Here is a 26801-nt window from a genome sequence, read left to right on the forward strand (position 1 = left end):
GTTGTCTCCTCTTTCTGGTGAGTGGTCAGAGCGAATTCAGTGCAGATCAGGGCGTGTCTTGGGTGGCCGCTCGCGCAGGAAGTCCAGCAGGATGCGGTCGAACTCGTCGGGCGCTTCGAGGTTCATCAGGTGGCCGACACCGGCCATCTCGACATAACGCGCCCGCGGGATCAGCTGCGCCATCTGCTTCATCACCGACGGCGCGGCCACGCGATCAAACTCGCCGCCCACCAGCAGCGTGGGCACGCCGATCTGCGCCAGCGCGGCCTGGCGGTCGAAGGTCACGATGCAGTCCAGCGCGCGCCGGTAGGTGGCGGCCGGCACACCCGCCATGCACTGCTCGGCCAGCCGCACGCCCTCGGGCAGCGAACCCGGGCCGACCATCTGCGGCACCAGCTTCGCGGCCATGTCGGCCATGGTCTGGCCCGCATCCAGCGGCGCGGTGCGCTGCGCGATGAACTGCTGCGCCCACGCCTCGGCGCTCTTGCCGTCGCTGCGTTTGCCGAAGGCCGCCGAGGTGCCGCAGAGCATCAGCTTGCGCACGCGGTCGGGCCGGCGCGCGATGACCTCCTGCGCCACCATGCCGCCCATGCTGTGGCCGACCAGCACCACGCTCTCGCACTGCAGCGCGTCGATCAGGTTGATGCAGCTCTGCGCCAGACCCTTGAAGGTGTAGGGCTCGATCGGCGCGCTGTGACCGTAGCCGGGCATGTCCCAGGCGACCGCGCGGTAGCCGATCGAGGCCAGGGTCTCGACCTGCGGCGCGAAGGCCAAGTGGCCGCCGCCGATGCCGTGCAGCATGAGCACGGTGTCTCCCGTGCCCAGGGTCGTGAAGGTGGGGATGCTGTTCAAGACACGACCTTTCCGGCGTCGACGACCACCGTGCCGTCCAGTGCCACGGTGCAGTCGCGCATCGGCCAGTCGAAGTGGCCGCGGGTGTAGCGGCCCGCCGTTTCGTTGGCGCCGGTGCTGTAGAGGAAGTTGCCGGCAAAGGCGCGCAGCTCGGTGCCGTTGAAGTCGCGCTTGTCGTACAGCGACATGCTGTCCCAGCGTGCCGCGTCGCAAAGGCCATAGCCGACGTGACTCACGGCATAGGCCTCTTTTTCGCCCCACGCCGCAAAGTACGAGCGCAGCAACTCGGCATCGACACCGCCGCCGTCGATGTGGGTCACGTAGTCGTTGGCAATCGTCAGCGTGATCGGCCGCTCGATGTAGCGCTTGAAGGTCAGGTTCACGTCGCCCTCGGCCAGCACCAGACGGCCGTTCACGCTGCCCGCCGCCGGGAAGGCCAGCACGATGCCGCCGGGCCAGTGGGTCAGCGTGCCGGGGCGCGTGGTGCTACCCCAGTTGCCGCCGACCACCGCGCCCTGCAGCGAGATGGTCAGGTCGGTGCCCGCCGGCGAGGTCACGCGCATGGCTTTCGCGCCGCGCAGACGCTTCACATGGTCTTTCACGCGCGCCTCGGTCGCGTCGTCGGGCAGCAGCCGCGCCAGCGCCTCGGGGTGCTCGTTGCTCACGTAGACGATGCGCGGTTGCGTCGTGCCGTTGCCTTTCAGGACGGCCGGCAGCTCGGGCGCGTGCATCAGGCCTTCGACCGTGCAGTCGATCACCAGCGTGCTGGCCTGCAGCGCCGCGATCACCGGGCCGAGCTGCTGGATGGCCGGCGATGCGCCGGTCGAGCGCGTCACCGGCTCGCCTGCCGCACCGAACACCGACGGCAGCGTCAGCACGAAGGCTTGCGCGCCCAGACGGGCCGCCGCCAGCCGCGCGAGTTCAATCAGTACCGGCCGGCTCTGGGTTTCGCAGAGAATGGCTACCGTGTCCCGCGGCTGCAACGCACAGCGCCTGAGAACCGCTTCAAACGCGTCGATCCACGCGGGCTCGATCCGCTCCTGCAACATAAGGGTCTCCTCTTGTCCTGGCCCGCGATGCCAACGGGGATTTGGCGTCGGGCGGACACATTATTGATGAAATTTCATATAAATTGCAGCCATGTCCCCATCCCGTGCCGCCGGCCACACGGCCCGCCCTCCCGATTTCTCGCCGCGCGACTTCCGTGCGACGCTGGGCATGTTCGCGACCGGGGTCACGATCGTCACCGCGCGCAACGAGCAGGGTGAGCCCGTCGGGCTGACGGCCAGCTCCTTCAACTCGGTCTCGCTCGATCCGCCGCTGGTGCTGTGGAGCCTGGGCAAGGCGGCCGGCTCGATGGCGGTCTTCACCCAGGGCCGGCACTACGCCATCAACGTGCTTGCCGCCGACCAGCAGACGCTGGCCGAGCGCTTTGCCGCGCGCGGCGTCGACCGCTGGGCCGGCATCGAGTTCGACGAAGGCGCCGGCGGCGCGCCGCTGCTGCGGGGCTGCGTCGCCACCTTCGAATGCTTCAACCGCAGTCAGTACACCGAGGGCGACCACGTCATCTTTGTCGGCGAGGTCGAGCGCTGCACGCGCCGCCCCACCGCCTCGCCGCTGCTGTTCCACGGCGGGCGCTTTTACACCGAGCACCCGCTGCAGGCCGACCCCAGCGCGCCGCAGGCGCCCGACAACCGCTTCGTCGGCAGCTACCTCGGCTACCTGCTCGGCCAGGCCAGCCACGCGGTCTATCGCGACTTCGAGAACGCAATCGCCGCGCAGGGCCTGACCCACATCGCCTGGCGCGTGCTGGCCGTGCTGCACGACGCGGCCCTCGCGCCCGAGGCCGCCGGCTTGCAGGGCGGTCTGCCGCTGGGCCAGCTTGCGCGCGACGTGCTCGCCAAGCAACCCACCGTGACCAAGCTGGTACAACGCATGGCCGACGACGGGCTGGTCGAACTGCTGTCCGACCCGGCGGACCAGCGCCGCACCCTGGTCGCCGCGACCGCCAACGGCCAGCGCATCGCGGCCGCCCTGATCGAACAGGCGCGCGCGCAGGAAACCACCCTGCTCTCACGCTGGTCGGCCGGTGAGGCCGAAACCCTCAAGCGCCACTTGCAGCGTCTTGCCTCGGGCCAGTGACCGCATGCGCGCTCTGGCGCGCTTCTCTCGGATACCCTTGCCTTCATGACCCCCGTCCAACGCAAAGACCACCTCGACACCTTTGCCATCACCTTGCTGGTGGTGTGCTGCGCCTTCTGGGGTTTCCAGCAGATCCTGATCAAGTTCGCCGGCCGGGAGATCCCGCCGCTGTGGCAGGCCTCGGTGCGCATGGCCGGCGCCACCGCCCTGCTCTGGCTCTGGTGCCAGGTCCGCGGTGTGAAGCTCTTCACCCGCGACGGGTCGCTCCAGGGCGGGCTGCTGGTCGGCCTGCTGTTCGCGGCCGAGTTCTGCCTGATCTACCTCGGCCTGCAGCACACCAGCGCCTCGCGCCTGACCGTGTTCCTCTACACCAGCCCGTTCTGGGTCGCCTTGCTGCTGCCGCGTTTCGTGCCCACCGAAAAGATGCGCGGCATCCAGTGGATTGGGTTGTTCATAGCATTTGCCGCCGTGGGCGTGGCGTTCAGCGAAGCCTTCCTGCACGGCTCGGCGCCAGGGCAGTGGAAAGGCGACGCGATGGGCCTGGCCGCCGGCATGTTCTGGGGCCTGACCACCATCGCCATCCGCACCACCAAGGTCGCGACCATCCAGGCCGAGAAGTCGCTCTTCTACCAACTGAGCGTGACCGCCACGGTCTGCCCGCTGCTGTCGCTGGCGCTGGGCGAAACCTGGTCCTTCGACTACTCCGCGCTGGCCTGGGGCTCGGTGTTCCTGCAGACCGCCGTGGGTGCGTTCGCCAGCTACCTGGCCTGGATGTGGATGCTGCGCCACTACCCCGCGACGCAGATGTCCACCTTCACCTTCCTCACCCCGCTGTTCGCGCTGGTGTTCGGCGTGGTGCTGCTGAGCGAACCGCTGACCACACAGCTGGTGCTGGCGCTGGTGGGGGTGGCGTGCGGGATCGTGCTGGTGAGCCGGAAAGGTTGAGCGACAGGCCACAGGCCTGGTCACCGGTCATAGAAACGCGCCCAAAGGGCTGCGCCGGCCACGACAACCACCGCCCCGATCGCGGTCATCAACCAGCCCAGGGTCGTGGAGCACCCAAAGGCGAATTCATTGGCCACACACCGGACCTGGTCGCCCTCCGTGATCCACCTGTAGAGCGCCGTGCCAGCGGCCGCGCAGAGCGCCAGACTCAACAAGGTGAGCGCGATCACCTCCCATTGCTTCTTCATATCCTGCCCCCTAGTTTCAAACCGTGGAAACCTGACACCGTCGGCGCCATGCTCGCAGAGAGTTCGCGCCCGGACACCGAACCTGCGCACTGAATTCTGCCCTTAACGCGTTGATCACCCATACGCCAGCACCAACACCAGAAACAGCAGAAACCCCTGCACCGCCAGCGGCACTCCGGGTGGCAGGTCGGTGCCCAGCCGCCTGCGCACGGCGAACAGATCCATCTCTTCCACGCGTCCAGCCACCTGACCACCCTGCACCCAATCAAAGCGTGTCTTTAGGTGACCATAGCGGCGCACGAGTTCGCCCACGCAAGGACCGGTGATGCGAACGGTGGGCGAGCGGAACAGGTGGCCGGTCACCGTGACGTCGGCCGCTGCCACGCACACGCCATCCTTCATCAGTTCGTAGCGTGTGTCGTTCTCCCAGCCGCGGCGCGTGTATTCGAACTCGATGGTGTACGCCGCTCCCGACAGGGTCATGTCGATGCTCGACGACAGGCGTCCGGGTGACGGATTCTTCAGCCGCGCGTTGCGCGCCTCGGCCCAGTCGGGAAAACACAGGTCCCCGATCGCGGTGCCGTCGGCCGACAGCAGGTCGTAGGTGAAGCCGGACAGGGCGGAGCGTTGCTGGGCGATCAGCATGGACCTCCCCGAACGCACTTCGCAACAAGAATGGGCATGACGTGGGCTGGCGGTTGGCGCCAGCCCACTATAGACAAGCCTCAGCGGGTCACGCGCTCACCGCAGGTGGTGCACCGCCGCCTGCCCGTAGACCGGCGTGTCCAACCCCTCGTACCGAGCCTTGAGTTGCAGCGACAGGAACTGCGAGTAGTGGCGGCTCTGGTGCAGGTTGCCGCCGTGGATCCAGAGCTGCTTCTGGTTGGTCGGCTTCCACATGTTGCGCAGTTCGCCTTCCCACGGCCCCGGGTCCTTGGTGGTGCTCGAGCCCAGGCCCCAGACCTTGCCGACGCGGTCGGCGACTTCGGGTGACACCAGGTCGGCCAGCCAGCGGTTCATCGAGCCGAAGCCGGTGGCGTAGACGATCAGGTCGGCCGGCAGTTCGGTGCCGTCGGTCAGCGTCACGCTCTTGGGGTTGATGCGTTCGATGTTGTTGTGGCTCTTGAGCTTGATGCTGCCGTTGGCCACCAGCTCGCTCGCGCCCACGTCGATGTAATAGCCCGAGCCGCGGCGCAGGTACTTCATGAACAGGCCCGAGCCGTCGTCGCCGAAGTCGAGCATGAAGCCCGCCTTCTCCAGCCGGCCGTACAGGTCCGCATCGCGCTTCTTCATCTCGTCGTACACGGGGATGTGGAAGGTGTGCATGATCTTGTAGGGCACGCTGGCGAACACGAGGTCGGCCTTGTGGTGGTCGATGCCGTTCTTCACCGCCTCCTCGCTGTACAGCCCGCCCAGCGCCAGTTCCATCAGCGAGTCGGACGGCGCGATGTGCGTGCTGCTGCGCTGGACCATGGTCACGTCGGCGCCGTTCTCCCACAGGGCCGCGCAGATGTCGTGCGCCGAGTTGTTCGACCCAAGCACCACGCATTTCTTGCCCACGTACTGCTCGGGGCCAGGGTGCTTGCTGGAGTGATGCTGGTCGCCCTCGAAGCTGTCGGCGCCTTCGATCTGCGGCACGTTGGGGTAGCCCGAGACGCCGAGCGCGAACACCAGCTGCTTGGGCCGCAACACCACTTCCCTGCCCATGCGGTCCACGGTCAGTTCCCACTCGCCCTTGGCTTCGTTGAAGTGCGCCTTCTTCGCGGTGGTGGAGCCCCAGTAGTTGATCTCCATGACCTTGGCGTACATCTCCAGCCAGTCGCCGACCTTGTCCTTGGGCGCGAACACCGGCCAGTCGTCCGGGAACGGCAGGTACGGCAGGTGGTCGTACCAGACCGGGTCGTGCAGGCACAGCGTCTTGTAGCGGTTGCGCCAGCTGTCGCCCGGGTTCGGGTTCTTCTCGATCACGATGGTCGGCACACCCAGGCGGCGCAGCCGCGCGGCCAGGATGATGCCGCCCTGCCCGCCGCCGACGATGACGACGTAAGGCTGCTCGGTGTAGCCCAGGCGCGCCTCTTCTTCGTGGCGCCGCTCCAGCCAGCTCTTGCGGCCCTTCTGCGCGCCGTGCTCGGCGCCCTTGATGCGGCGCGTGCCCTTCTTCTCTTCAAAACCCTTGAGCTCGACCATGGTGGTCAGCAGCGTCCAGGCCTTGTCACCTTTCAGGCGGAGGTGGCCACGACCGCGCGCGACCCTGGTCTCGAAGGTGAACCAGACGTCGGTCACGCCGTCGGCTTCGGTCGCGTCGCCTTCAAGCTGGAAGTTCGACGCCGCCGTGTCGGCCTGCCGGGCGGCGAGCATCTCGCCGATCGCGCTGTGGCCTTCCTGCGTGCGGATGTTCCAGGTGAAGGACACGAGGTCGCGCCAGTAGCAGTCGGCGTCGAAGAGGGGAAGCACGGCATCGGGTTTGCCGGTCGCCAGCGCGGCGCCAAAGGCGTCGAGCCAGCGTTGTGCCCGCCCGGAGGGCGTGTTTGCAGTCATGGGTTGTCTCCTGTGATGCCGGCCTCGATGCGGGCCGGTGCCCTATGCATCACAAGACGCGTGCCATGCGAGCGGCGCGCGCAAGTGCTTGATCTGATTGCCGTTTGCCAGCGGCGGCGGGTGTCACACCCCGTGCAGCTGTCACTCACCCCGAGTGACAGCTGTCACAGGCCTGGGCCGTTCAATTCATGCGGTTCGGGGGCACGATGCCGGCCCTTTTCATGCGTCGGTACAGCGTCATGCGCGAAAGCCCCATCGCCCGCGCCACCGCGCTCACGTTCCACTGCGCCGCGCGCAGCGCTTGCAGCAAGGCTTCCGGCCCGTCGTCGTGCGCAGCCTTGGCAGCGCCGGCGTGCAACGGCAGCCGCGCGACCGAAAGCTCCGGCAAGTCGTCGAGGTCGATCGGCCCCTCCGCGCAAAGGCTGCCTGCGTAGTCGAGCACGTTGCGCAGCTCGCGCAGGTTGCCCGGCCAGCGGTGCGCCAGCAGGCGCTGCAGGGCAGCGGGCGTGATGGCGCGACCGCCCAGCAGCCGCGTGATCATCGCGCCCAGGTCGCTGCGCTCGCGCAACGGCGGCAGTTGGATGTGCGCGCCCTTGAGGCGGTAGTACAGGTCGTCGCGGAAGCGCCCCGCCAACACCAGCTGCTCCAGCGGCGCGTGCGTCGCCGCGATCACGCGGATGTTCACCGGCACCGGCTTCGTCGCGCCCACCGGCAGCACCTCGCGCTCGGACAGCACCCGCAGCAGCCGCGCCTGCAGCGCCAGCGGCATGTCGCCGATCTCGTCGAGGAACAGCGTGCCGCCGTCGGCCTCGGCGATCAGGCCGCGCTTGCCCTTGGGCGATGCACCCGAGAAGCTGCCCGGCAGGTGGCCGAACAGCTCGCTCTCGATCAGGTGCTCGGGAATCGCCGCGCAGTTCACCGCCACGAAGGGACGGCTGCGCCGCTCGCTCGCCGTGTGCACCGCCTTCGCGAAATACTCCTTGCCCGAGCCGGTCTCGCCGGTGATCAGCAGGCTGATGGGCGTGTTCACCAGCCGCGCCACGCGCTCCACCTGCCGGTCGAGCGCCGCGTCGCCGGCCGACAGCGCCGCCAGCGGCGCGGGCACGCGGCGTTCCTCGCGCGGCGCGCTCGCCACCGGCCGCGCCGGCGGCGGCACCGCCGAGAGGAACAGCAGCTGCCGGCCGCCCGCCAGCATCACCGCGCGCTGGTCCGAGGGCTGCGTCATCACGAAGCGGCCGATCTGGCCGAAGGGCAGACCGAAGAGTTGCTCGAAGCCCATGCCCAGCAAAGGCTCGCCGTTCTGCAACGCCAGTTGCGCCCGCCGGTTATGGCCCACCACGCGGCCGTTGGCGTCCAGCGCCAGCAGGTAGTCCGGCTGCACGTCGAGGAACTGCGGCGCTTGCGACAGGCGCAGCACCCAGTCGTGTCGGTGGCGGTGCAGGAAGGCCGCGTTCTCGATGTCGTGCGCGTACATCTTCACCAGCTGCAGCGCCAGGTGCTGGCTCTCCTTGGGCTGCTGCGAACTCAGCTGCGAAATGTCCAGCACCGCGCTCAACTGCCCAGCGCTGTCGTACACCGGCGCGGTGGTGCAGGTCAGCGGAATATGGGTCGCGTCGAAGTGGTCGTCCAGGTGCACCGTCAGCGCCTGGCCGGTGCTGATGCAGGTGCCCACGCCGCAGGTACCGGCGTGGTGCTCGCTCCAGTCCGCGCCGAGGTAGAGGCCCGCCTTGCGCAGGCTGGGCTCGAACACCAGGTCGCCCAGAAAGTCCACCGTCACGCCGCGTGCGTCGGTCAGCAGCACCACATAGCCCAGCCCCGCCACCTTGCTGTAGAGCGACTCCAGCCCGTGGCGGGCGATCTGCAGCAGCGCCTCCATCTGGTCCTGGTGCTCGCGCAGCCGCGCCTGCGGCAGGATCACCGCCTCCTGCATGCGCGTCGGGTCCAGCCGGTGCTGCTGCACACAGCGCAGCCACGAATCGCGGATCACCTGCTCATGCCGCGCCGCGATCTGCGCCCCCACGCCGTCCGCGGCCACCTGCATCACGGTGGCAATGTGCTGGTGCGGGCTGGTGGTTTGCATGGCGCGTCTCCGGGGTCAAGGCAGGCAGGCGGAAAGCCTTGCACCTTCGGATCAGCGCGGGGTGGTGTCAATGGAGGGTTTACCCGAAGAAAAGTGACTGACAAGGCGATTCAAGGACACCCCGCGTTTCAATCGGGCAAGCGGTCGCCCCCACGCTCGCATTCAAGGCCCGCTATTCCAGTGCTTGAGAAGTCTTGGGGGGCGCGCAGCGCCGGGCCAGAGGTAGACAACATACTTGTCCTCTGCGGGATCCCACTCGGTCTTGATGCTCTGCACCCCGGCCATCACGGCAACTACTCGGTATGTGCCAGCCTGAATCTCGAAGCGAGGAGCGTCCGGAGAGTACCCCGTGCAACCCATCACGACAATGCGCCCGGTCGGAAACTGAAGACTCCCTTCGACAGCGTGATCAACCGTCGATAGGTCAATCGCTGGGTCCACATCGGTCACGATGACTTCAACAGGAACGTCCACGTTCCGTAGCGTGCCAGGGCATACAGCGCTTCGACCAAACGCAGTTTGCAAAGCCTGCGCTTCTTCAGTCCAGATCTCGGCAAAGTCGTCGTCGGAACTCTCGTCTTGAACAACGAACTGGAAATAGTCTGCAAAGATGTTGAAGGAGTGGACCGAACGCATCGTTAAGCCTTGTGCAAAAGTGCCCGCTGGACCTTAGGTCCTGAAAGATCCTATCGGCTGTCGTTTCCGTAGCGCCGCAGAGATGACATAGACCGCTGGCAGATCTGTTTGGAATTCTCTTCTTAACCGCCCGAAGTCCATGCCTTCGCAGGCTTCTACGCCAAACGGCACCGCAAGACGATAAGGTTGTTGGTTCCGCGGGGAAGGCCCCAGCACGCATGGTGCTCTACCCGGAACCTCAGCCTCAGGCCATGACCATGCCGGGACCACAGGGGGCAATGGCGCCCACGACGAACGAATGGCTAGCTCGATGGCACATGTTCAACCCAGACCGTGGCCAGAGGGTGGTGCTCGGCAATGGTTTCGAGAGCATCCTTGATCACCCCCGGAGGTTCCCCTGCCAACGGGTAGTCAAAGCGCGATACCTCAACGCCTCTCAGGTCATCCCAGTCGGCTTCGCTGATGGCATCAGCGCCACACCAGATGGCCATTGGCGAGCGTTTGGAAAGCTCGATGGCCTGGTGCAAGCCTGAGGGTGTGATGGCGAGGAAGACCAATGCGGTTTGTTCTGGATTGGATCGGTCCATACGGTTTCAGGTCCGCGGGTCGAGCCCGAAGACGCGCAGCTCCTGGTCGCAGCGGCAGGCTTTCGCGAGGCGCGCGGCCCAAGCGATGGCCTCTTCGCGCGAAGGCAGTTCGAGCACGGTGAAACCGCCATTGAGCGGCGGCGCCCACGGGTAGCCGCCCTCAGCAACCGCACCATCGGCCGAGACCAGCACCGGCGGCGCGCTGTCGTCGATGCCGCCAGCGAAGACGTACACGCCGGCAGCCTTGGCCTGTTCGATCACGTCGTGTGCGTCGCGGCCTACTGCTTCCAGTTCGCCGTCAGGCACTTTCATGGCTGCGCTGGGGAATGAGATCAGGTACTTGGGCATAGATGTTCTGCAAATGGGCATGAAACCCGCTGGAGGCGTTGAGTGGTTGACGTCTCTCGATGAGAAGGTCGGCGTCATGCGTCTTCAGCTGGACCAACAGGAATGAAGCGGTGCACCTGCATGAACTCTTTGCCCGCATCGAAATCTTCGTGCCGAAAGCCTGCAAAGACTCCAGAACCCCTTTGAGCAAGTAAGACAACAGCTTGAGGAGTCTCTCCCGTGTAGATGTATTGCTGCGCCATGACAACGGTTCTCCTGTTGAATTCGTCTACCTCAGCACACGTTGCAACACGTTCCGAATGAGGCTTCGCCGAGTGATCCAGCACTACAAGAACGCGACTGGACAGAGGGAAGCTCACTTCGACGCCGAGCGTGCCTGGTCCTACACCGTGATCACCCTTCCAAAGAGTCGGGTGGTACAGAGCAACAGGCTGATCCGATGTAATGAAGCGGTTGCCAAAGGGGGCGCGGTAAAGGGTGATCCGCATGCGAGACAAAATCTGCAGAACCCTCTCGCTAGATCCCATTCTGAACATCACATCGAGACACTTCCAGTTCAGGACTTTGATATCCAGGTTCTCTAAGCTCAGTGCTATCTCCAGCCCCTTGGGTAGCTTCGGTAGACGGCCAGATCGTTCGAGTGCTAGTGCCGTGGCTCGCACTGTTGATACATAAGAGCGCTCAATGTGCTCTTTTACGGCTGGCACTCGCATTCGCATGATTGCCAGCAGGCCAACTAAGTTCGAGCGCTGCTGCTCAGACGCTACTCCTTCAACCAAAACGCTTTGAAGGTGTTCGGCTTGCAGACCTTCAAGCTCAGCAAGCTTCTTCTCGAACAGGTATGGGTCACCAGTTTCCGCTCCATCAAGTTCGTGGAAATCGCGGATCGCAGCAATGTCTTTGATCTGGCAACCATAGTGACGACCAGTCGACTTTTCAATCTGAAAGATGCCGCGTCGGTCGACAGAGAACCCCCGCAAATAGAACTGCGGCAGGAAGTGATGCTTCCGAGGCTCCGAAGCAGCTTTCACGGCTCTCAACTTCGGCAGAAACGGCGAGATACCGCACACCCGCGGTCACTGCTGATCAACAAAGTTGTTGCCTTTAAAACCACCTTTTTTCTCCACGCAATGCAGATTTAACAGGATGTGAGAACTTGGAAGCGCTCACACCGCCGGATAAGCCCCCGTCCCGCCCGGCCACGCCGTCAGCACCTCGCACCCCTGATCCGTCACCGCCACCATGTGCTCCCACTGCGCCGAGAGCGAGCGGTCCTTGGTCACCACCGTCCAGCCGTCGGCCAGTTGCCGGGTCTCGCGTTTGCCGGCGTTGAGCATGGGTTCGATGGTGAAGACCATGCCGGCCTCCAGCTGCAGGCCCTGGCCGCGCTGGCCGTAGTGCAGCACGTTGGGTTCGTCGTGGTAGATCTGGCCGATTCCGTGGCCGCAGTACTCGCGCACCACACTGAAATGCTCGCGGTGCGCGACGCTCTGGATGGCGTGGCCCACGTCGCCGAGCGTGGCGCCGGGCCGCACCTGCCGGATGCCGGCCAGCAAGGCTTCGTAGGTGGTGTCGACCAGCCGCCGCGCGAGGGTGCTGGGCATGCCGACGCAGAACATGCGGCTGGTGTCGCCGAACCAGCCGTCCTTGAGCACGGCGACGTCGATGTTGACGATGTCGCCGGCCTTGAGGAGCTTGTCGGGCGCGGGGATGCCGTGACAGACCACGTGGTTGACCGAGGTGAGGATGGTCTTGGGGTAGCCGTGATAACCGAGGTTGGCGGGAATGGCGCCCTGCACGTTGACGATGTGGTCGTGGGCGAGGCTGTCGAGCACCTCGGTGCTGACGCCGGGCACGACGTGGGGCTCGATCATCGCCAGCACGTCGGCGGCCAGCTGCGCGGACCGCCGCGCCATGACCAGTTCGTCGGCGCTGCGGATCGGGACGCGGTGCACCATCAGTGCCGGCCTTTGGCGGTGGCTGCGGCGGCGGTCTTGGGTGGCGACGTCGTGCCGAGGGTGGCGGCGTTGGTGAGGTCAAGGCCGCCGCTCAGTTCGGCCTGGATCAGCAGCTGGCAGATGGCGCGGTAGTCGAGGTCGGGGTGCATCTCGGTCAGCATGCCGACGCGCATCCAGTGCTCGGCCTGCGCGTTGATGGACCGGCTCAGCGCCGTGCCCGCGACCCGCAGGTTCTCATGCATCTGGTCGGAAATCTTGACAATGCCCATGGGTGGACTCCATATGAAACATATACGAATTGTATGTGCTTCATATGTACTTCAACCTGGACATCAAGGGGCAGCCTCAAGGCCACTCCCCCGCCAGCCACCAGATCCCCATCGCCAATACCGCCAGACCAACGATCTCCACCAGGATTGCCGTGCCGGAGTCAGCGTCATCGACACCGCCCAAACGGTCCTGCGGGGACCGACCCAGCGTCACCGTCCGCAGCACGCACCAGCCCACCGACCAGCCGACGGTCTCGATGCAGATGTCCCAGGCCAGCCACCAGAGGAACCGCAGCACCCCCAGCAAAAGTCCCCGGGGTGCATCCAGCCAGTCGGGCAGGTCGATCAATTCGGGCTCCCCGGCTGCGCCGTCTTCTCCAGCTTCGACAGATCAAACCCCTTGGCCTGCAACCGCGCCAGCAGGGCTTGATACGCCGCCGCGTCCACCGTCGGCGTGCGCGACAGGACCCACAGGTATTCGCGGTTCGGCTCGCTCACGGCGGCGAGCTGGTAGCCCGGGTCGAGATCGACGACCCAATAGTTGGCCCAGACCATGGGCAGCCACGACAGCCAGGCAGGGGCGAAGCGCACCTCCAGCTTCGGCGAATCGGCAGGGCCGTCCTGGCGCGCGCGGCCCACGGCTTCGGCCGTCTCGCCGCTGGCCTGGCGGCAGCGGTTGATGACGTCAAGCTGGCCGTCGTCGCGCAGGCGGTACTGCGCTTGTGTGCCGGACACGCACTGGCGCTGGAAGCGGTTGGGGTATTTCGCGATCTCGTACCAGGTGCCCAGGTAGCGGCCAACGTCGAGGCGCTCGATGGCCTTGAGCGGCTCGGGCGGGGTGGTGCTTTGCGCGGGGGTGGCGAGTGGCGTGAGCAGGGCCAACGCCAGGGCCAGGCGGAAGAAGTGACGCGACGGGGAAGGTGTGGGGGTTTGCATGCGGTCAGGTTAGAGGGTTTGGGTGCAGTGTGCTCGGGATATCCGTCACGCCCCTGATTCACAGCTATCCATCAAAGCCTCCAGCCCCTCGGCCACCGCCACCAGGTCGTGCCAGCGGGCCTGGCCCTTGCGCGGCATGCCGGTCCACGAATACACCGCCACCCGGTCTCCGAGGCTTTCGGCGACGCAGCCGCGCAGGGCGGGGCTTTGCGCAAGCTGCATCAGCTCGCTCCATCCCGCGGCCGCACACAAGGTCTGCGCCCGTTCTGCATCCGCGTCGCGGCCGATGCGCAGGACGGCGCCGCCCGGGAGACGGTGCTTGGCGGCGCCACCCGGGTTGAAGCGGTCGCCCAGCCGGTGGTGCTGCCCGGCACCTTCGCCCAGCTCGGCCTCGAAGCGCAGCAGCGTCCCGGCCGGGCGCTGCCAGGTCACCATGTCGTAGACGTGCTCCTGATCGTCGGACACCGTGATCTCCAGGTGCGAGACGACGGCCGGGCGGTGCTGCGGGCCGAGCGCCAGCTCGAACGACCGCCCCGCGCAGTGCGGCGCCCCGCGCCCGCCCAGGCCGTGCACATCGGCCGCCGCGTGCGACGGCGGCAGCATGGCCATGCCGCTGCGGCTGCACGCGGCCCAACCCCGCGCCGTGGCCACGGCCAGCAGCGCCTCGTCGGCGGATTCACCGCGTTGGAAGATGAAGTCCAGAAGTCCCATGGGCTGGTCCTTTGAGTTCGATGACGTTGTCGTCCGGGTCGCGGAAATACAGGGAGGGGCCCTCACCTTCCGCGCCAAAGTTGGTGCTCGCCGGGCCTCTGGGAACGATGCCGTGTTCGGCGAGGTGCGCAACGATGCGTTGCTCGTCAAAAGGCTCGACCCGCAGGCAGAGGTGGTCGACGTTGCGTCCTTCCGCCTTCGGCCCTTCCCCGCCGACCCGACCCAGCGGTCCGTCGATGGCCACGAGGTCCACCATGGACGCGCCGGCGCGAACGTGCACCAGGCCGAGTTCGGGCCGTTCGCGCACGAGATGGCAACCGAGCACGCGCTCGTAAAACGACACGCTGGCAGCGAGATCCCGCACGCGGAACACGACGTGATCGATGCGCTCGACGGTGAAGGGAACCATGGGCGGCGGCGTTGGGAGCATTGCCGCATTCTGGCGTCAAAACAGCGCGGCCAGCTTGAGCGTCGTGCCCCAGTTGCGGGTGGTGATGCCTTTGCCGGCCTTGCCCAGCATCGCCTCACCCACCCTGCTCTCCAGCAACCCGCCCGCGCAATTCAGGTAGGCGGCGTGCGCCGTGACGGCAAGGCGCTCGCCCGGGTTCAGCAGCGGCTGCAAGGCATCGAGTTCTTTCAATCGCCCCGCGTCCATCGAAAAAGCGACGAGAAAGCGCGAGTGCTCCGTCTCGGGCGGAACGATCGGGTTGCCATCCACGATGGCGCGGAACTCGCTGGCGGACTTGACGATGACCGGCGTCGTGACGCCAAAACGCGCCTGCACGGCAGCGGCGATCTCCGTGGACAGCTTTGTCGCGCTGCGGCTGGTCGACGAGAACACGGCGTTGCCGCTGTTCAGCAGGGTCTGCACGTCGGTATGGCCCAGCGCTTCGAGCATGTCCCGGAAGTCGGCCATCGGCACCCGGTTGCCTTTGCCGACATTGACACCACGGAGAAGGACGACGAAGCGGGGCATGGATGGCAGCCTATCAGACCGCCACGCCCTCCACCACGGCTTCCCAAGCCGCCCTCGCCGCCTGCAGCCGCAGCACATCCGCCGCCTCCGGCAACAGCACCTCCGCGTAGCGCGCGCCCTCCCCCGCCGGCTCGTCCCATCGTGTGCTGAGCCAGGCTCCGCGGGCGGTGCCTTCCACCTCGTCGACGCTGCGCAGCAGGCGCATGGGCGCGAGCAGCGCCGCGAGCGCGGTGACGAAGGCGGGGTTGTCGGTCATGGGGCCTTCGAGCACGACAGTGTGGGCGGCTTCGGCAGCCAGCCCCGGCGGCAGCAGTTCGCGCAGAGTCTGGGCGGTCATGAGCGCGCAGTACCAGGCGCCGAGCGCGGGCCGCAGGTGCAGCGGCACCTCGCCGGGGCGGTTGCCCAGGCGCCGTTCGCCCTGGCGCAGTTCGGCCACGCGCCCGTGCGCGGCGCCGGGTTGGGCACTGTCTTCGGGCAACACGGTCCAGCCCGCGTCGATCACGTCGCGCAGCGCGCGCAGCGTGGCGAGCGAGGGGTCGGCGCCGTGGCAGAGGTGGGCGAATTCGCGGCCGCCCATGAAGCGCGCTGTCGGGACCGGTTTGCCTTCGACCGACTGGTTGAACAGCTGGTCGCGCAGCGGGTCGAGCGTGAGCATGTCGGTCGGCACGCCGGGCGCCATGATCACGGTCCAGGTGCCGGTGGAGACGACGCTGGCGCCGGGCAGCGCATGCAGGTGGCGCGCGAGGCAGGCGTTGCTGTCGTGCAGGCCGACATGCACGCGGCAGTCGGGCGCAAGGCCGAGCTGGGCGGCGAGTTCCGGCCGCAGTGGGCCCAGCGCTTCGTGCGCAAGGCGCAGCGGCGCGAAGCGGTCGGTCAGGCCCTGGTGCACGGCCCAGGGCGCGAAGGCGTTGCGCGTTGGTTGCCAGAGGTGGGTGTGGCAGCCGAGCGAGGTGGCTTCGTTCGCGGCCACGCCGGTGAGCCACCAGGCCCAGTACTGCGGGTAGGGCAGCCAGTGGCGCACGCGCGCCCAGGCTTCGGGCCTGTTCTGCTGCAGCCAGTAGAGCTGCAGGCCGGCGTTCAGACCCAGCGGGAGCAGCGGCGAGCCGGTGACCTCGAAGCCGTCGAGCAGGGCCGCGTAGCGTTCGCGCCAGAGGCCGTAGCTGTCCCACTCGTAGTCCATCGGCGGCATCGCGAGGCCGTGATCGCCGACGGCGCAGAAGGCCGCGCCGTGGGTGGTGATGCCGATGCGGCCAATCTGCCGGCGCTCGGGCAGCGTGGCCATGCCTTCGAGCAGCCAGGCCTGCAGGGCCTCGGTGCCGAGCGCGGTGTAGCCGTCGTTGGACACGGACTGGTTGGCCTGCACGCGGCGGGCCAGCACGTCGCCCTCGGCGTTGAACAGCACCAGCTTGGCGTTGCTCTTGCCGATGTCCAGCACGAGCGTGTGGGCGTGGCGGACCATGGTCAATCCATGTGGAAGAGACGGGGCAGGTCTTCGGCGACCGGCGAGCCGTCGGGGTTGCAGCGCATGATGTCTTTCATGTGCTGCCACCAGCGCTGCATCACCGGGTGCTGCGGCAGGCTCCCCATGGTGTGGCCGGGACGGCGGCGCAGCACACCGAACAGCACATGGTGTTCGGCGTCGAGGTAGATGCTGTAGTCCTCGATGCCACTCTCCTTGAGCAGGCTGACCAGCTCGGGCCAGATGGCGTCGTGGCGGCGGCGGTATTCGTCGACGCAGCCGGGGTTCAGGAACATGCGGAAGGCGTGTTTTTCTGTGGCGCTCATGTGAAGCTCCCCCGCACGTGCTGTGCCTTCTGGAAGCGCGCGGTGAGGCGGCGCAGGTACTGGGGCAGCACCATGGCCGCGATCAGCAGGCCGCCGACCACCATGGACACCACGATGCCGGTGACGTTGAGCATGCCCATGGCGAAGGTGAAGCTGCCCAGCAGCACGGCGGCCAGCAGGGTGCCGACCACGCTGCCCTTGCCCCCCTGGATCGACACGCCGCCGAGGATGACGATGGTCACCGCGTCCAGTTCCCACCCCATGGCGAGGTTGGGGCGCGTGCTGCCGATGCGGCCGGTAAGCAGCACGGCGGCGAGCGCGGCCATGACGCCCGCGAAGATGAACAGGCCCATGCGGTAGCGGTCGACCGCGATGCCGGAAAAGCGCGCGGTGACGGCGTTGGCGCCGATGGCGTAGATGCGCCGGCCGTGCACCGTGGCGTGCAGGAACAGGCCGACCAGCAGGGCCGCCACGAGCATGACGGCGAACTCGATCGGCACGATCAGCCAGGGCAGGTCCAGCAGGTCGCCCAGGTAGCCGTTGCCCCAGGTGACCAGGGTCTCGGGGTAGCCGGTGAGTGCCTGGTCGCCCAGCACGACTTGCGCCAGGCCGCGGTAGAGCGAGAGGGTGCCGATGGTGACGACGATGGAGGGCAGCTTCCAGCGCGTGACCAGCCAGCCGTTGAGCGCGCCGCAGGCCACGCCGGTGGCGATGGCCGCGAGCACCATGGTGGCGGTGCCGGCACCGGCCTTCATCGCGAAGCCCATCGCCATCGACGCCAGCGCCATGGTGGCGGCGATCGACAGGTCGATCTCGCCGGCGATCACCAGCAGCGCCATCGCCAGCGCGATCAGCGCCTTCTCGGAGAAGTTGTAGGTGCTGTCGGCCAGCGCGTAGGGCGTGAAGAAGCCCTCGATGCCCAGGCCGAAGCCCAGGTAGACCAGCACGATCAGCGCAATCAGGATGCGCTCCCAGGTGTCCAGCGCCTTCATGCGGGCACTCCTTGACGGGTTTCGAGAATCTGGCGGCCCTGGGTGCGGTCGGCGCGGGCGTTGAGCACCACCGAGACCAGGATCACCGCGCCGGCAATCGCCTGCTGCCAGAACGGCGAGACCTGGATCACGGGCAGCGCACCGTTGATGACGCCGATGAACAGCACGCCCAGCAGCGCGCCGGCAATCGTGCCGACACCGCCGCCGATGCTGACGCCGCCGATCACGCAGGCGGCGATCACCGTCAGTTCGTAGCCCGAGGCCAGTTCGGTGAAGGCGATGGAATAGCGACCGACCCACAGCAGCCCCGCGAGGCCGGCCAGCAGGCCCGAGAGCGTGTAGGCCATGACCAGGCGCTGGCGCACCGGGATGCCGGCGTAGAGCGCGGCGTGCGGGTTGCCGCCGTAGGCGTAGAGCTCGCGCCCTTCGCGGCGCCAGCGCAGCAGCCAGGCGGTCGCGAAGGTCACCACCAGTGCGACCCAGATCAGCGCCGGCAGCCCGAGCCATTCTTCTCGCGGCAGGCCCTTGATGAGCGGGTGGATTTCGTGGTCGGAAATCCAGGCGCCGCCGCTGGCGACAAAGGTGGCACCGCGGTAGGCCGAGAGCGTGCCCAGCGTGACGACGATGGGCGGCAGCGAGAACCGCATGATCAGCCAGCCGTTGACCGCGCCCAGCAGTGCACCAACGGCGCAGGCCATGAGCAGCAGCAGCACCAGCGGGATGCCCGGCCAGGCGCGAGCGGCGAGCGCGCACAACATGCCGGTGAGCGCGAGGTTGGAGGCGACCGAGAGGTCCACACCGCGTGTGAGCAGCACCAGCATCTGGCCCATCACCAGGATGACGAGGATGGCCGAGTCGTTGCCGATGTCCAGCGCGTTGCGCGCGCTCAGGAAGACCGGGGCGCGCCAGCCGACGGCCAGCACGATGAGCGTGATGATGACCGCGAGCAGCCACTCGCGGCGGCGCGCGTGCCAGTGGGCAGCCCAGGGGGATGTCGATGCGGCGCTCATGCGGCCAGCTCCTGCGGTTCGCCGTGGACGGGTGAGGCGGAGGCGATGCCCGACGCGGCGGACACGATGGTTTCGGCGTCGGCCTCGCCCTGCTCAAAGGTCGCGACCATGCGGCCGCGGCGCATGACCACGGTGCGGTGCGCGAGGTGCATGACTTCGGGCAGCTCGCTGGACACCAGGATCACCGCCAGACCCTGCGCGACCATCTCGGCGATCAGCTGGTAGACCGCCTGCTTGGCGCCGACGTCGATGCCCTTGGTGGGCTCGTCGAGTATCACGATGCGCGGGTTCAGCCCCAGCCACTTGGCAATCACCACCTTCTGCTGGTTGCCACCCGAAAGACCCGAGAGTGGCGTGTCGTGGCCGGCGGTCTTGATGCGCAGGCGATCGATCATGCTGTCGGTCAGTGCGGCTTCGCGCACGGCCGAGAGCCAGGGCCCGCGCGACAGCGGCTCGGCCTTGGTCAACGGGCCGGCGAGCCCCGCGAGCGAGATGTTGTGGCGCACCGAAAAATCGAGGATGCCGCCCTGGCGCTGGCGCTCTTCGGGCACGTAGGCCAGGCCCGCGGCGATCGCGTCGGCCGGCTTGCGCACCCTCAGGGCCTTGCCGCCGACGCGGATCTGGCCACGTGCCTGCGGGTTCAGGCCCATGAGCGCGAGCATGGCCTCGCTGCGCCCGGCGCCGACCAGGCCGTAGAAGCCCAGGATCTCGCCGGCACGCAACGAAAAACTCAGGCTGTCGAATTCGGTCGGGTGCGAGAGGCCTTCGACCTCCAGCACCACGTCGCCCGCCTGGCGCGGGATGTGCGGGTAGATCTTGCTGATCTCGCGGCCGGCCATGAGCCGCACCAGCTCGCCCTCGTTGGCATCGGCAATGCGGCCGTGGCCGACCGAGGCGCCGTCGCGCAGCACCACGTAGCGGTCGGCAACGGCGAAGATTTCGTCGAACTTGTGGGTGATGAACAGCACCGCGACGCCCTGCTCCTTCAGGCCGCGCACGAGGCCGTAGAAATCGCGGATCTCGGCCTGCGAGAGCGCGGCCGTGGGTTCGTCGAGGATCACCACCTTCGCCTGCTGCGAGAGCGCGCGGGCAATCTCGATCAGATGGCGCTGCGCCAGGCTCAGTTGTTTGACTGGCGTGGTGGCGGCAAAGCCGGCGCCAACCTGGTCGAGCACGGCTTGCGCCTCAGTGTTCATGCGCGCCCAGTCGATGACCGACAGCGGGCCGAGCCGGCGCATGGGCTGGCGGCCGATGAAGATGTTCTCGGCCGCGGACAGCTCCTCGAACATCACGGTTTCCTGGTGCACCGCGACGATGCCCGCCGCCTGCGCATCCTGCGCGCGGGCAAAGCGCACCGGCTGGCCGCCGAGCACGATCTGCCCTTCGTCCACCGGGTACACGCCGGTCAGCAGCTTGACCAGCGTGGACTTGCCGGCGCCGTTCTCGCCGATGAGGGCGAGCACTTCTCCCGGCACCAACTCGAGGTCCACGCCCTTGAGGGCGTGGGTCGGGCCGAAGCGTTTGTGGATGCCTTGCAGCCGGAGCCAGGCGGAGGGATTCTCAGAGGTCATGGCCACCAGTCGCACGGTACAAGGTCCATCGGGAGATCAGAAGATCTTGGAGAACTTCTCCACGTTGGAGGCGTCGTAGGTGAAGGGTTCGGCCATCGCGGCTTCGCCGTTTTCATCCAGCGTGGCCTTGCCGACGCGGCCCAGAGAAATCACCTCGCCCTTGGTGCCCTTGGCGGTGCCCTTCATGAAAGCGTGCACGGCGTAGATCGAGGAGTAACCCAGGTCGATCGGGTTCCAGATCGCGAACGACTTGACCGCACCGCTCTTGACGTGGCCGGCCATTTCCGAGGGCAGGCCCAGGCCGGTCACGAAGATCTGGCCGACCTTCTTCTCGTCCTGCACGGCCTTGGCGGCGGCGGCGATGCCGACCGTGGTCGGGGCGACGATGGCCTTCAGGTTGGGGTAGCTCTTGAACAGGCCCTGCGCTTCGCGGTAGCTCTTGTCGGTCTGGTCGTCGCCGTAGACCACGCTGACCAGCTTCAGGCCGGCATATTCGGGCTTGGCCAGCACCTTCTTCATTTCACCGATCCAGATGTTCTGGTTGGTGGCCTGCGCGGTGGCCGACAGCACGGCGATCTCGCCGGTCTTGCCCACGACCTGCTCGCTCATCTTGGCCAGCTTCTCGCCGATCAGCGCGTTGTTCGACGGGTTCAGTTGCATCAGGCGACCGTCCTTCTTCACGCCCGAGTCGAACGAGATCACCTTGATGCCGCGCTGCATCGCCTTCTTGAGCGAAGGCACGAGTGCGTCGGGGTCGTTGGCAGAGATGACGATGGCCTTGACGTTCTGCGCGATCAGCGAGTTGACGATCTCGATCTGGCCTTCGGCGGTCGCCTTGGCGGGGCCGGTGTAGATGATCTCGACGTCCTTGAGTTCCTTGGCGGCTTCGAGCGCGCCCTGGTGGGCGGCGTCGAAGAAGCCGTTGCCCAGGCTCTTGACCACCAGGGCGATCTTGTCGGCGGCGAAGGCCGGCTGGGCCAGCGCGAGGGCGAGGGCAGCGGCAGTCAGTGCGAAGCGGGATTTCATGTTCATGTCTCCAGTGGTTGTCGTCGCGGTTGGTGATGATCGACCCGGGGTGGGTCAGGGTCCTGTCGCTGGCGCGATGCCCGCGATCGGGATGGATCCGGTGCCGCGCATGCGCGGCGCCGGGTGTTGGTTTCAGACGATGCCGCCGCTGCCGCCAACGGCGGCCGGACGCTCGGCGGCCACCCGCTGGCGGTAGCCGCTGGCGCGGTAGGCGGCCACCGGGTCGACGGCGCCGCCCGCGTCCACCCGCACGCGCTGCAGCAGCGGGGTCACATCGGTCTGGAAGGCCTGCTTGAGCAGGTGCGTCGCGGTGAGCGCGTCGTTGGCGTCCTGCGCGGCATCGAGCGCCGCGCGGTCCACCAGCAAGGCCTGCGCGTAACTGCGCTGCACCTGGATCGCGCTGGTCATCAGGCTTTCGATCGGGTCGGTGACGTTGTGGCTCTGGTCGAGCATGTAAGCCGGATCGAAGGCGACCCCTTCGTGCGCCGCCGCCACCAGTTCGTTGAACACCAGGAACAGGCGGTAGGGCGAGACGCTGCCGGCGTCCAGGTCGTCGTCGCCGTACTTGCTGTCGTTGAAGTGGAAGCCCGCGAGCTTGCCGGCGGCGATCAGGCGCGCGACGATCAGTTCGATGTTGACGTTGGGCGCGTGGTGACCGAGGTCGACCAGGCACTGCGCCTTCGGGCCCAGGGCCTGCGCAGCCAGGAAGCTGGAGCCCCAGTCCTGAATGACCGTGGCGTAGAAGGCCGGCTCGCAGATCTTGTGCTCCAGCATCATTCGCCAGTCACCCGGCAGCGCCGCGTAGATCTGCTGCGCGCTCTCCAGGTAGCGGTCGAAGGCGCGGCGGAAGTGCTGCTGGCCGGGAAAGTTGCTGCCGTCGCCGACCCAGACGGTGAGCGCCTTGGAGCCGAGCGCCTGGCCGATCTGGATGCACTCGAGGTTGTGCGCCACGGCCTGCGCGCGGGTGGCGGCGTCGGTGTGGCTGAGGCTGCCGTACTTGTAGCTGTGGGCCTGGCCGGGCTGGTCGCTGAAGGTGTTGGAGTTCATCGCGTCGAAGGCGAGGCCGGCCGAGGCCGCGGCCTGGCGCAGCTCGCTCCAGTCGCTGCACTTGTCCCACGGAATGTGCAGGCTGACCGTGGGCGTGGCGCGCGCCAGCTGCTGGATCACGCCGCAGTCCTGCAGCTTGTCGAACACATTACGCGGCTCGCCCTGGCCGGGGAAGCGGGCAAAGCGCGTGCCGCCGGTGCCCACGCCCCAGCTGGGAATCGCGACACCGAAGGCCGCGACCTGCTGGCGCACGGTCTCGATGTCGATGTGGCGGCGCGCGAGCTGCTCGCCCAGGTGCTCGTAGTCGTGGTGCACGAGGCGCAGCTGGGGTTCGTTGTGCGCGGTGATCAAGCTGCTGTCGATGGTCTTCATGTTTTCTCCGTATTGAGCGGGTGCTTGAGCGCCCATCTCGTCCCGCGGACACCGCGGAACCGGCTTCGCCGGGCCGCTGGTGTCGCCCCCTGGGGGGTGACGCGCGCAGCGCGGCGCAGGGGGGTGGTCATCTCGTAAACGCGGCGAGGTTGCCAGCGTCCACGTTGAGGATGTTGCCGGTGCTCTTGGCGCTGAGGTCTTCGCAGGCGAAGAAATAGGTGGCCTCGGCGATGTCTTCGGGGAACACGCTGCGCTTGAGCATCGAGCGGTCGCGGTAGAACGCTTCGAGGTCGCCTTCGCCGATCTTGTTGGCGGCGGCGCGTTCTTCGCTCCACTTGCCGGTCCAGATCTTGGAGCCGCGGATCACCGCGTCGGGATTGACCACGTTGGATCGGATGCCCAGCGGTGCGCCTTCGAGCGCGAAGCTGCGGGACAGCTGGATCTCGGCGGCCTTGGCGGCGCAGTAGGCCGTGGCCTGGGCGCTGGCGACCATGCCGTTCTTGCTGGCGATCATCACGATGGAGCCGCCCACGGCCTGCGCCTTCATCAGCTTGAAGGCCTCGCGGCCGACCAGGAAGTAGCCGGTGGCCAGGATGCTCTGGTTGCGGTTCCACAGTTCCAGCGAGGTGTCTTCGATCGGCGCGGCCGAAGCGATGCCGGCGTTGCTCACCAGGATGTCCACACCACCGAACTCGACTGCGGCGCGGCCGTACGCAGCGATCACCGAGGCTTCGTCGGTCACGTTGCACAGCACGCCGCGCACATGGTCCTTGCCGTGGGCCTTGGCCAGGTCGGCGCTGACGCTGTCGAGCGCGGTCTGGTCGATGTCGGCCAGCACCACGCAGGCGCCTTCGCTGAGCATGCGCCGGGCGATCGCCTGGCCGATGCCGCCGGCGCCGCCGGTGATGAAGGCCACGCGGCCGACCAGCGGCTTGGGTTTGGGCATGCGCTGCAGCTTGGCTTCTTCGAGCAGCCAGTATTCGATGTCGAACGCTTCCTGCTCGGGCAGACCGACGTAGCGGTCGACCGCATTGGCCTCGCGCATCACGTTGATGGCGTTCAGATAGAACTCGCCAGCGATGCGGGCCGTGGCCTTGTCCTTGGCGATCGTCACCATGCCGATGCGCGGCAGCAGCAGCACGACCGGGTTGGGGTCGCGCAGGGCCGGGCTGGTCGGGCGCTTGCAGCGCTCGTAGTAGGCGGCGTAGTCGGCGCGGTAGTCCGCCAGCAGCCGGTTAAGGGCGTCCTTGAGCGCGGCGCCTTCGAGCGTGTAGACGGCCTCGGGCACGATCAGCGGGCGGATCTTGGTGCGCAGGAAGTGGTCAGGGCAGGAGGTGCCGAGCGCCGCCAGCGGCTCCAGCTCGGCGGAGTTGACGAACTGCATCACCTCGGCCGAGGTGTTGAGGTGCATCAGCTTGTGGCCGCCGGCCGCGCTGGCCAGGCCGCGCATCACCGGCAGCACGCGCGCCAGCGTGGCGTCGCGCTGGTCCTCGGGCAGCGACTCGACCCTGGCACCGCCGAAGACCTGCACCTTTTTCGCGGCGCGCTCGGCGGCCAGCCAGTTCTGCGCGGTCTCGATCAGGTCCACCGTGTTCTCGTAGCAGGCCTTGGAGGTCTCGCCCCAGCTGAACAGGCCGTGGCCGCCCAGCACGATGCCGCGCAGGCCGGGGTGGGCGTCGTTGTAGGCCTTGAGCTGCTGGCCCAGTTCGTAGCCCGGGCGTAGCCAGGGCATCCAGCCCACGGTGCCGCCGAAGACCTTGTCGGTGATGGCCTGGGAGTTCGCCATGGCCGCGATCGCGATCACCGCGTCGGGGTGCATGTGGTCGACATGGGCGTAGGGCAGCGAGGAGTGCAGCGGCGTGTCGATGGACGCGGCGCGGGTGTTGAGGTTGAAGGTGCAGTGCGGCAGGTAGCCGACCATCTCGTCTTCGTGCGCCAGGCCTCGGTACAGGCCCTGCAGCGCGCGCAGCTTGTCCATGTAGAGCGTGGAGAAGCCGTCGAGCTTCATCGAGCCGACGTCGCCGCCCGAACCCTTGACCCACAGAACCTCGACGTCCTGGCCGGTCAGCGGGTCTTTGTGAACGATCTTGGCCGAGGTGTTGCCGCCGCCATAGTTGGTGATGCGCAGGTCCGACCCGAGCAGGTTGGAGCGGTACAGGAGCAGCCGGGGCTCGTCCATGCCGGTGGTGGCGGCGTCGTCCCAGCGAGGAAAGGGGGTGGTGGCTGTGTTCATGGGCCGCGATGCTAGGGACCGCGCCATATTCGAGCTATTGATGGACTTTTATCAAAGCCATCAAATCACTTTATAGTCAGGCCCAAAACCCCGCCCGGCCGCCCCATCGCAGTGCAGCATCGGCCGTTTTGTGCGGGAATGTCCCGAGGAAATTTCCATGATGCAGTTGAAGGTGCGCCAGCTGCGCGTGTTCGAGGCGGTCGCGACCAGCGCCAGCTTCTCGCGCGCGGCCGAGCAGCTGGAGATGACGCAGCCCGCGGTGTCGATGGCGGTGCGGCAGATCGAGCAGGCGCTGGGCACGGCCCTGTTCGACCCCGCCGACCGCCGCCGCCTGAGCGACGCCGGGCAGGAGCTGCTGATGCACGCGCGCATCATCCTGGCGCAGGTGCGCGCGGCCGAAGAGGCCATGGCCTTCTACGCCAGCGACGGCAGCAAGGAGACCTCGCGCGGCCTGCGCGGGCTGCTGCACCTGGGCGTGGTGCAGACCGCCAACTACTTCGCACCGCGCCTGCTCAGCGAGTTCCACCAGCGCCACCCGGACGTGCACCTCAAGCTCACCGTGGCCAAGCGCGGCGAGATCCTGGACCTGCTGGCCGAGCGGCGGCTGGACATCGCCATCACCGGCTACCCGCCGTCGGAGGCGGCCGTGGAAGCGCACAGCTTCGCACGGCATCCGCACTGCATCGTCGCGCCGGTGAACCACCCGCTGGCGCGGCGCAGCGCGCTCGAATGGACCGACCTGCGGCAGGAAGACTTCATCTTCCGCGAGCCCGGCTCGTCGACCCGGCTGTTCCTCGAACAGTTGCTGCAGGCGCAGTCGATCCAGGTGCGCCAGCGGCTGGAACTCTCGGGCAACGAGACGGTGAAACACGCGGTGATGGAAGGCCTGGGCGTCAGCTTCCTCTCGGCCCACGTGTTCCAGGTGGAGCTGGAAGCCGGCCGCATCGCCGTGCTCGACCTGGCCGACATGCCCAAGTACATCGACTGGTGCTTCATCCACCGCCGCGACGCCGCGCTCAACGGCGTCAACCAGGCCTTCAAGGACTTCGTGTTCGCGGAGGGGACGAGGATCGCGGCGTGTCTGGTGCGGGGGTAAGGGACGCCTTGTCACCCCGCACAAACTGCTTCAGCGCCCGAACCGATCACCAATGGGCGAGGAATACGACAACGCCAAGATGACACCCCAGAGAGTCGATTCGATCCCGATCAGTGCAAATTCGATTCCGGAGAAGACGGACGCCCCTATGAAGGGTTGAAGCAGTAAAGCGAAAGCAGTTGCAAACACCGAAAGCGGCCGAGCCCATGCTTTGAAGAGAAACAGTCCGACAAGTCCGATCAGCGTCATCAACATCAAAACCCCTGCAATACCTCCAGCCACCCAAAAATTGCTCATGGGCCAGGTTTTCGGCTCATTGCCGAGAGCAACCATCAGGGCATCAGAGGGCGGGGACACGAACATGGCAGCGAGCAACACCACGATGAGCGCTGCATAGACTGTCAAGAGCATTCGGTATTGTTTTTCGGTCATCTTGCTCGGCG

General features: G+C 67.1%; 29 protein-coding genes and 1 pseudogene. 4 read left to right on the forward strand and 26 right to left on the reverse strand.

The window, feature by feature from the left end; all coding sequences use genetic code 11:
* Positions 1-36: 36 nt before the first annotated feature.
* A complete protein-coding gene (locus tag ACLIJ1_RS17220; RefSeq protein WP_411366764.1) occupies positions 37-852 on the reverse strand; it encodes an alpha/beta fold hydrolase in 816 nt (271 codons plus the stop codon).
* Positions 849-1901, reverse strand: a complete 1053-nt coding sequence (locus ACLIJ1_RS17225) for a peptidase M29 (protein ID WP_411366765.1) — start codon at positions 1899-1901, stop codon at positions 849-851. Before ACLIJ1_RS17225 ends, ACLIJ1_RS17220 begins: the two co-directional genes overlap by 4 nt.
* Before the next feature lie 91 nt (positions 1902-1992).
* Here ACLIJ1_RS17225 and ACLIJ1_RS17230 point away from each other — a divergent pair.
* From ACLIJ1_RS17230 to ACLIJ1_RS17240, 3 genes and pseudogenes are all read left to right on the forward strand, one after another.
* Positions 1993-2511, forward strand: a pseudogene (locus tag ACLIJ1_RS17230) (flavin reductase family protein); the annotation flags it as partial.
* Between the two features lie 156 nt (positions 2512-2667).
* Positions 2668-2994, forward strand: a complete 327-nt coding sequence (locus ACLIJ1_RS17235; RefSeq protein WP_411367031.1) for a MarR family winged helix-turn-helix transcriptional regulator — start codon at positions 2668-2670, stop codon at positions 2992-2994.
* A gap of 45 nt (positions 2995-3039) precedes the next feature.
* Positions 3040-3939: a DMT family transporter gene (locus ACLIJ1_RS17240; RefSeq protein WP_411366766.1), complete on the forward strand. Its 900-nt coding sequence runs from the start codon at positions 3040-3042 to the stop codon at positions 3937-3939.
* Between the two features lie 20 nt (positions 3940-3959).
* On the opposite strand, the gene ACLIJ1_RS17245 is transcribed toward ACLIJ1_RS17240, so the two are convergent.
* From ACLIJ1_RS17245 to ACLIJ1_RS17355, 23 genes are all read right to left on the reverse strand, one after another.
* Positions 3960-4187 (reverse strand): hypothetical protein, encoded by a 228-nt coding sequence (locus ACLIJ1_RS17245; protein WP_411366767.1) that lies wholly within the window; start codon positions 4185-4187, stop codon positions 3960-3962.
* Positions 4188-4301: 114 nt separating this feature from the next.
* A complete protein-coding gene (locus tag ACLIJ1_RS17250) occupies positions 4302-4832 on the reverse strand; it encodes a hypothetical protein (protein ID WP_411366768.1) in 531 nt (176 codons plus the stop codon).
* 96 nt (positions 4833-4928) lie between these two features.
* Positions 4929-6725 (reverse strand): NAD(P)/FAD-dependent oxidoreductase, encoded by a 1797-nt coding sequence (locus ACLIJ1_RS17255; protein ID WP_411366769.1) that lies wholly within the window; start codon positions 6723-6725, stop codon positions 4929-4931.
* A gap of 181 nt (positions 6726-6906) precedes the next feature.
* Positions 6907-8805, reverse strand: coding sequence for a sigma-54-dependent Fis family transcriptional regulator (locus tag ACLIJ1_RS17260; protein WP_411366770.1), 1899 nt, complete (start codon positions 8803-8805; stop codon positions 6907-6909).
* A 162-nt stretch (positions 8806-8967) separates the two neighbouring features.
* Complete coding sequence (locus ACLIJ1_RS17265) at positions 8968-9441, reverse strand: hypothetical protein (protein WP_411366771.1); 474 nt, start codon at positions 9439-9441, stop codon at positions 8968-8970.
* Between the two features lie 302 nt (positions 9442-9743).
* Positions 9744-10028: a hypothetical protein gene (locus ACLIJ1_RS17270; protein WP_411366772.1), complete on the reverse strand. Its 285-nt coding sequence runs from the start codon at positions 10026-10028 to the stop codon at positions 9744-9746.
* 6 nt (positions 10029-10034) lie between these two features.
* Positions 10035-10340 (reverse strand): YciI family protein, encoded by a 306-nt coding sequence (locus tag ACLIJ1_RS17275; protein WP_411366773.1) that lies wholly within the window; start codon positions 10338-10340, stop codon positions 10035-10037.
* Between the two features lie 110 nt (positions 10341-10450).
* Positions 10451-11407 carry a DUF4238 domain-containing protein gene (locus ACLIJ1_RS17280; protein WP_411366774.1) on the reverse strand — a complete coding sequence of 319 codons (957 nt, stop codon included), beginning with the start codon at positions 11405-11407 and terminating at the stop codon, positions 10451-10453.
* 135 nt (positions 11408-11542) lie between these two features.
* On the reverse strand, positions 11543-12334 hold the full coding sequence (map, locus tag ACLIJ1_RS17285) for a type I methionyl aminopeptidase (protein WP_411366775.1): 792 nt from the start codon (positions 12332-12334) through the stop codon (positions 11543-11545).
* Positions 12334-12603: a ParD-like family protein gene (locus ACLIJ1_RS17290; protein ID WP_411366776.1), complete on the reverse strand. Its 270-nt coding sequence runs from the start codon at positions 12601-12603 to the stop codon at positions 12334-12336. Before ACLIJ1_RS17290 ends, map begins: the two co-directional genes overlap by 1 nt.
* Positions 12604-12679: 76 nt before the next feature.
* On the reverse strand, positions 12680-12952 hold the full coding sequence (locus ACLIJ1_RS17295; protein ID WP_411366777.1) for a hypothetical protein: 273 nt from the start codon (positions 12950-12952) through the stop codon (positions 12680-12682).
* The gene (locus ACLIJ1_RS17300) at positions 12949-13539 is read right to left on the reverse strand and encodes a lipocalin family protein (protein WP_411366778.1); all 591 of its coding nucleotides are present in this window, start codon (positions 13537-13539) and stop codon (positions 12949-12951) included. The genes ACLIJ1_RS17295 and ACLIJ1_RS17300 overlap by 4 nt, the downstream gene beginning before the upstream one ends.
* Positions 13540-13584: 45 nt before the next feature.
* Positions 13585-14250: a hypothetical protein gene (locus ACLIJ1_RS17305; protein WP_411366779.1), complete on the reverse strand. Its 666-nt coding sequence runs from the start codon at positions 14248-14250 to the stop codon at positions 13585-13587.
* Positions 14216-14659: a VOC family protein gene (locus ACLIJ1_RS17310; protein WP_411366780.1), complete on the reverse strand. Its 444-nt coding sequence runs from the start codon at positions 14657-14659 to the stop codon at positions 14216-14218. The genes ACLIJ1_RS17305 and ACLIJ1_RS17310 overlap by 35 nt, the downstream gene beginning before the upstream one ends.
* 36 nt (positions 14660-14695) lie before the next feature.
* Positions 14696-15226, reverse strand: coding sequence for a DUF1697 domain-containing protein (locus tag ACLIJ1_RS17315; protein ID WP_411366781.1), 531 nt, complete (start codon positions 15224-15226; stop codon positions 14696-14698).
* Positions 15227-15239: 13 nt separating this feature from the next.
* Positions 15240-16685, reverse strand: coding sequence for an FGGY-family carbohydrate kinase (locus ACLIJ1_RS17320; RefSeq protein ID WP_411366782.1), 1446 nt, complete (start codon positions 16683-16685; stop codon positions 15240-15242).
* 2 nt (positions 16686-16687) lie between these two features.
* Entirely contained in the window at positions 16688-17011 is a 324-nt protein-coding gene (gene rhaM, locus ACLIJ1_RS17325; RefSeq protein ID WP_411366783.1) for an L-rhamnose mutarotase, read from the reverse strand.
* Positions 17008-18003 (reverse strand): ABC transporter permease, encoded by a 996-nt coding sequence (locus tag ACLIJ1_RS17330; protein WP_411366784.1) that lies wholly within the window; start codon positions 18001-18003, stop codon positions 17008-17010. Before ACLIJ1_RS17330 ends, rhaM begins: the two co-directional genes overlap by 4 nt.
* Complete coding sequence (locus ACLIJ1_RS17335) at positions 18000-19013, reverse strand: ABC transporter permease (protein ID WP_411366785.1); 1014 nt, start codon at positions 19011-19013, stop codon at positions 18000-18002. The genes ACLIJ1_RS17330 and ACLIJ1_RS17335 overlap by 4 nt, the downstream gene beginning before the upstream one ends.
* Positions 19010-20584, reverse strand: coding sequence for a sugar ABC transporter ATP-binding protein (locus tag ACLIJ1_RS17340; protein ID WP_411366786.1), 1575 nt, complete (start codon positions 20582-20584; stop codon positions 19010-19012). Before ACLIJ1_RS17340 ends, ACLIJ1_RS17335 begins: the two co-directional genes overlap by 4 nt.
* Before the next feature lie 36 nt (positions 20585-20620).
* Positions 20621-21610: a rhamnose ABC transporter substrate-binding protein gene (rhaS, locus tag ACLIJ1_RS17345; protein ID WP_411366787.1), complete on the reverse strand. Its 990-nt coding sequence runs from the start codon at positions 21608-21610 to the stop codon at positions 20621-20623.
* Between the two features lie 132 nt (positions 21611-21742).
* Entirely contained in the window at positions 21743-23029 is a 1287-nt protein-coding gene (rhaI, locus tag ACLIJ1_RS17350) for an L-rhamnose catabolism isomerase (RefSeq protein WP_411366788.1), read from the reverse strand.
* Between the two features lie 127 nt (positions 23030-23156).
* The gene (locus ACLIJ1_RS17355) at positions 23157-25262 is read right to left on the reverse strand and encodes a bifunctional rhamnulose-1-phosphate aldolase/short-chain dehydrogenase (RefSeq protein WP_411366789.1); all 2106 of its coding nucleotides are present in this window, start codon (positions 25260-25262) and stop codon (positions 23157-23159) included.
* 157 nt (positions 25263-25419) lie between these two features.
* On the opposite strand from ACLIJ1_RS17355, the gene ACLIJ1_RS17360 reads away from it, so the two are divergent.
* A complete protein-coding gene (locus ACLIJ1_RS17360; protein ID WP_411366790.1) occupies positions 25420-26358 on the forward strand; it encodes a LysR family transcriptional regulator in 939 nt (312 codons plus the stop codon).
* Positions 26359-26388: 30 nt separating this feature from the next.
* On the opposite strand, the gene ACLIJ1_RS17365 is transcribed toward ACLIJ1_RS17360, so the two are convergent.
* Complete coding sequence (locus tag ACLIJ1_RS17365; RefSeq protein ID WP_411366791.1) at positions 26389-26790, reverse strand: hypothetical protein; 402 nt, start codon at positions 26788-26790, stop codon at positions 26389-26391.
* Positions 26791-26801 lie beyond the last annotated feature (11 nt).

The sequence above is a fragment of the Hydrogenophaga sp. RWCD_12 genome (genome assembly GCF_046604225.1).
Lineage (GTDB): Bacteria > Pseudomonadota > Gammaproteobacteria > Burkholderiales > Burkholderiaceae_C > Hydrogenophaga.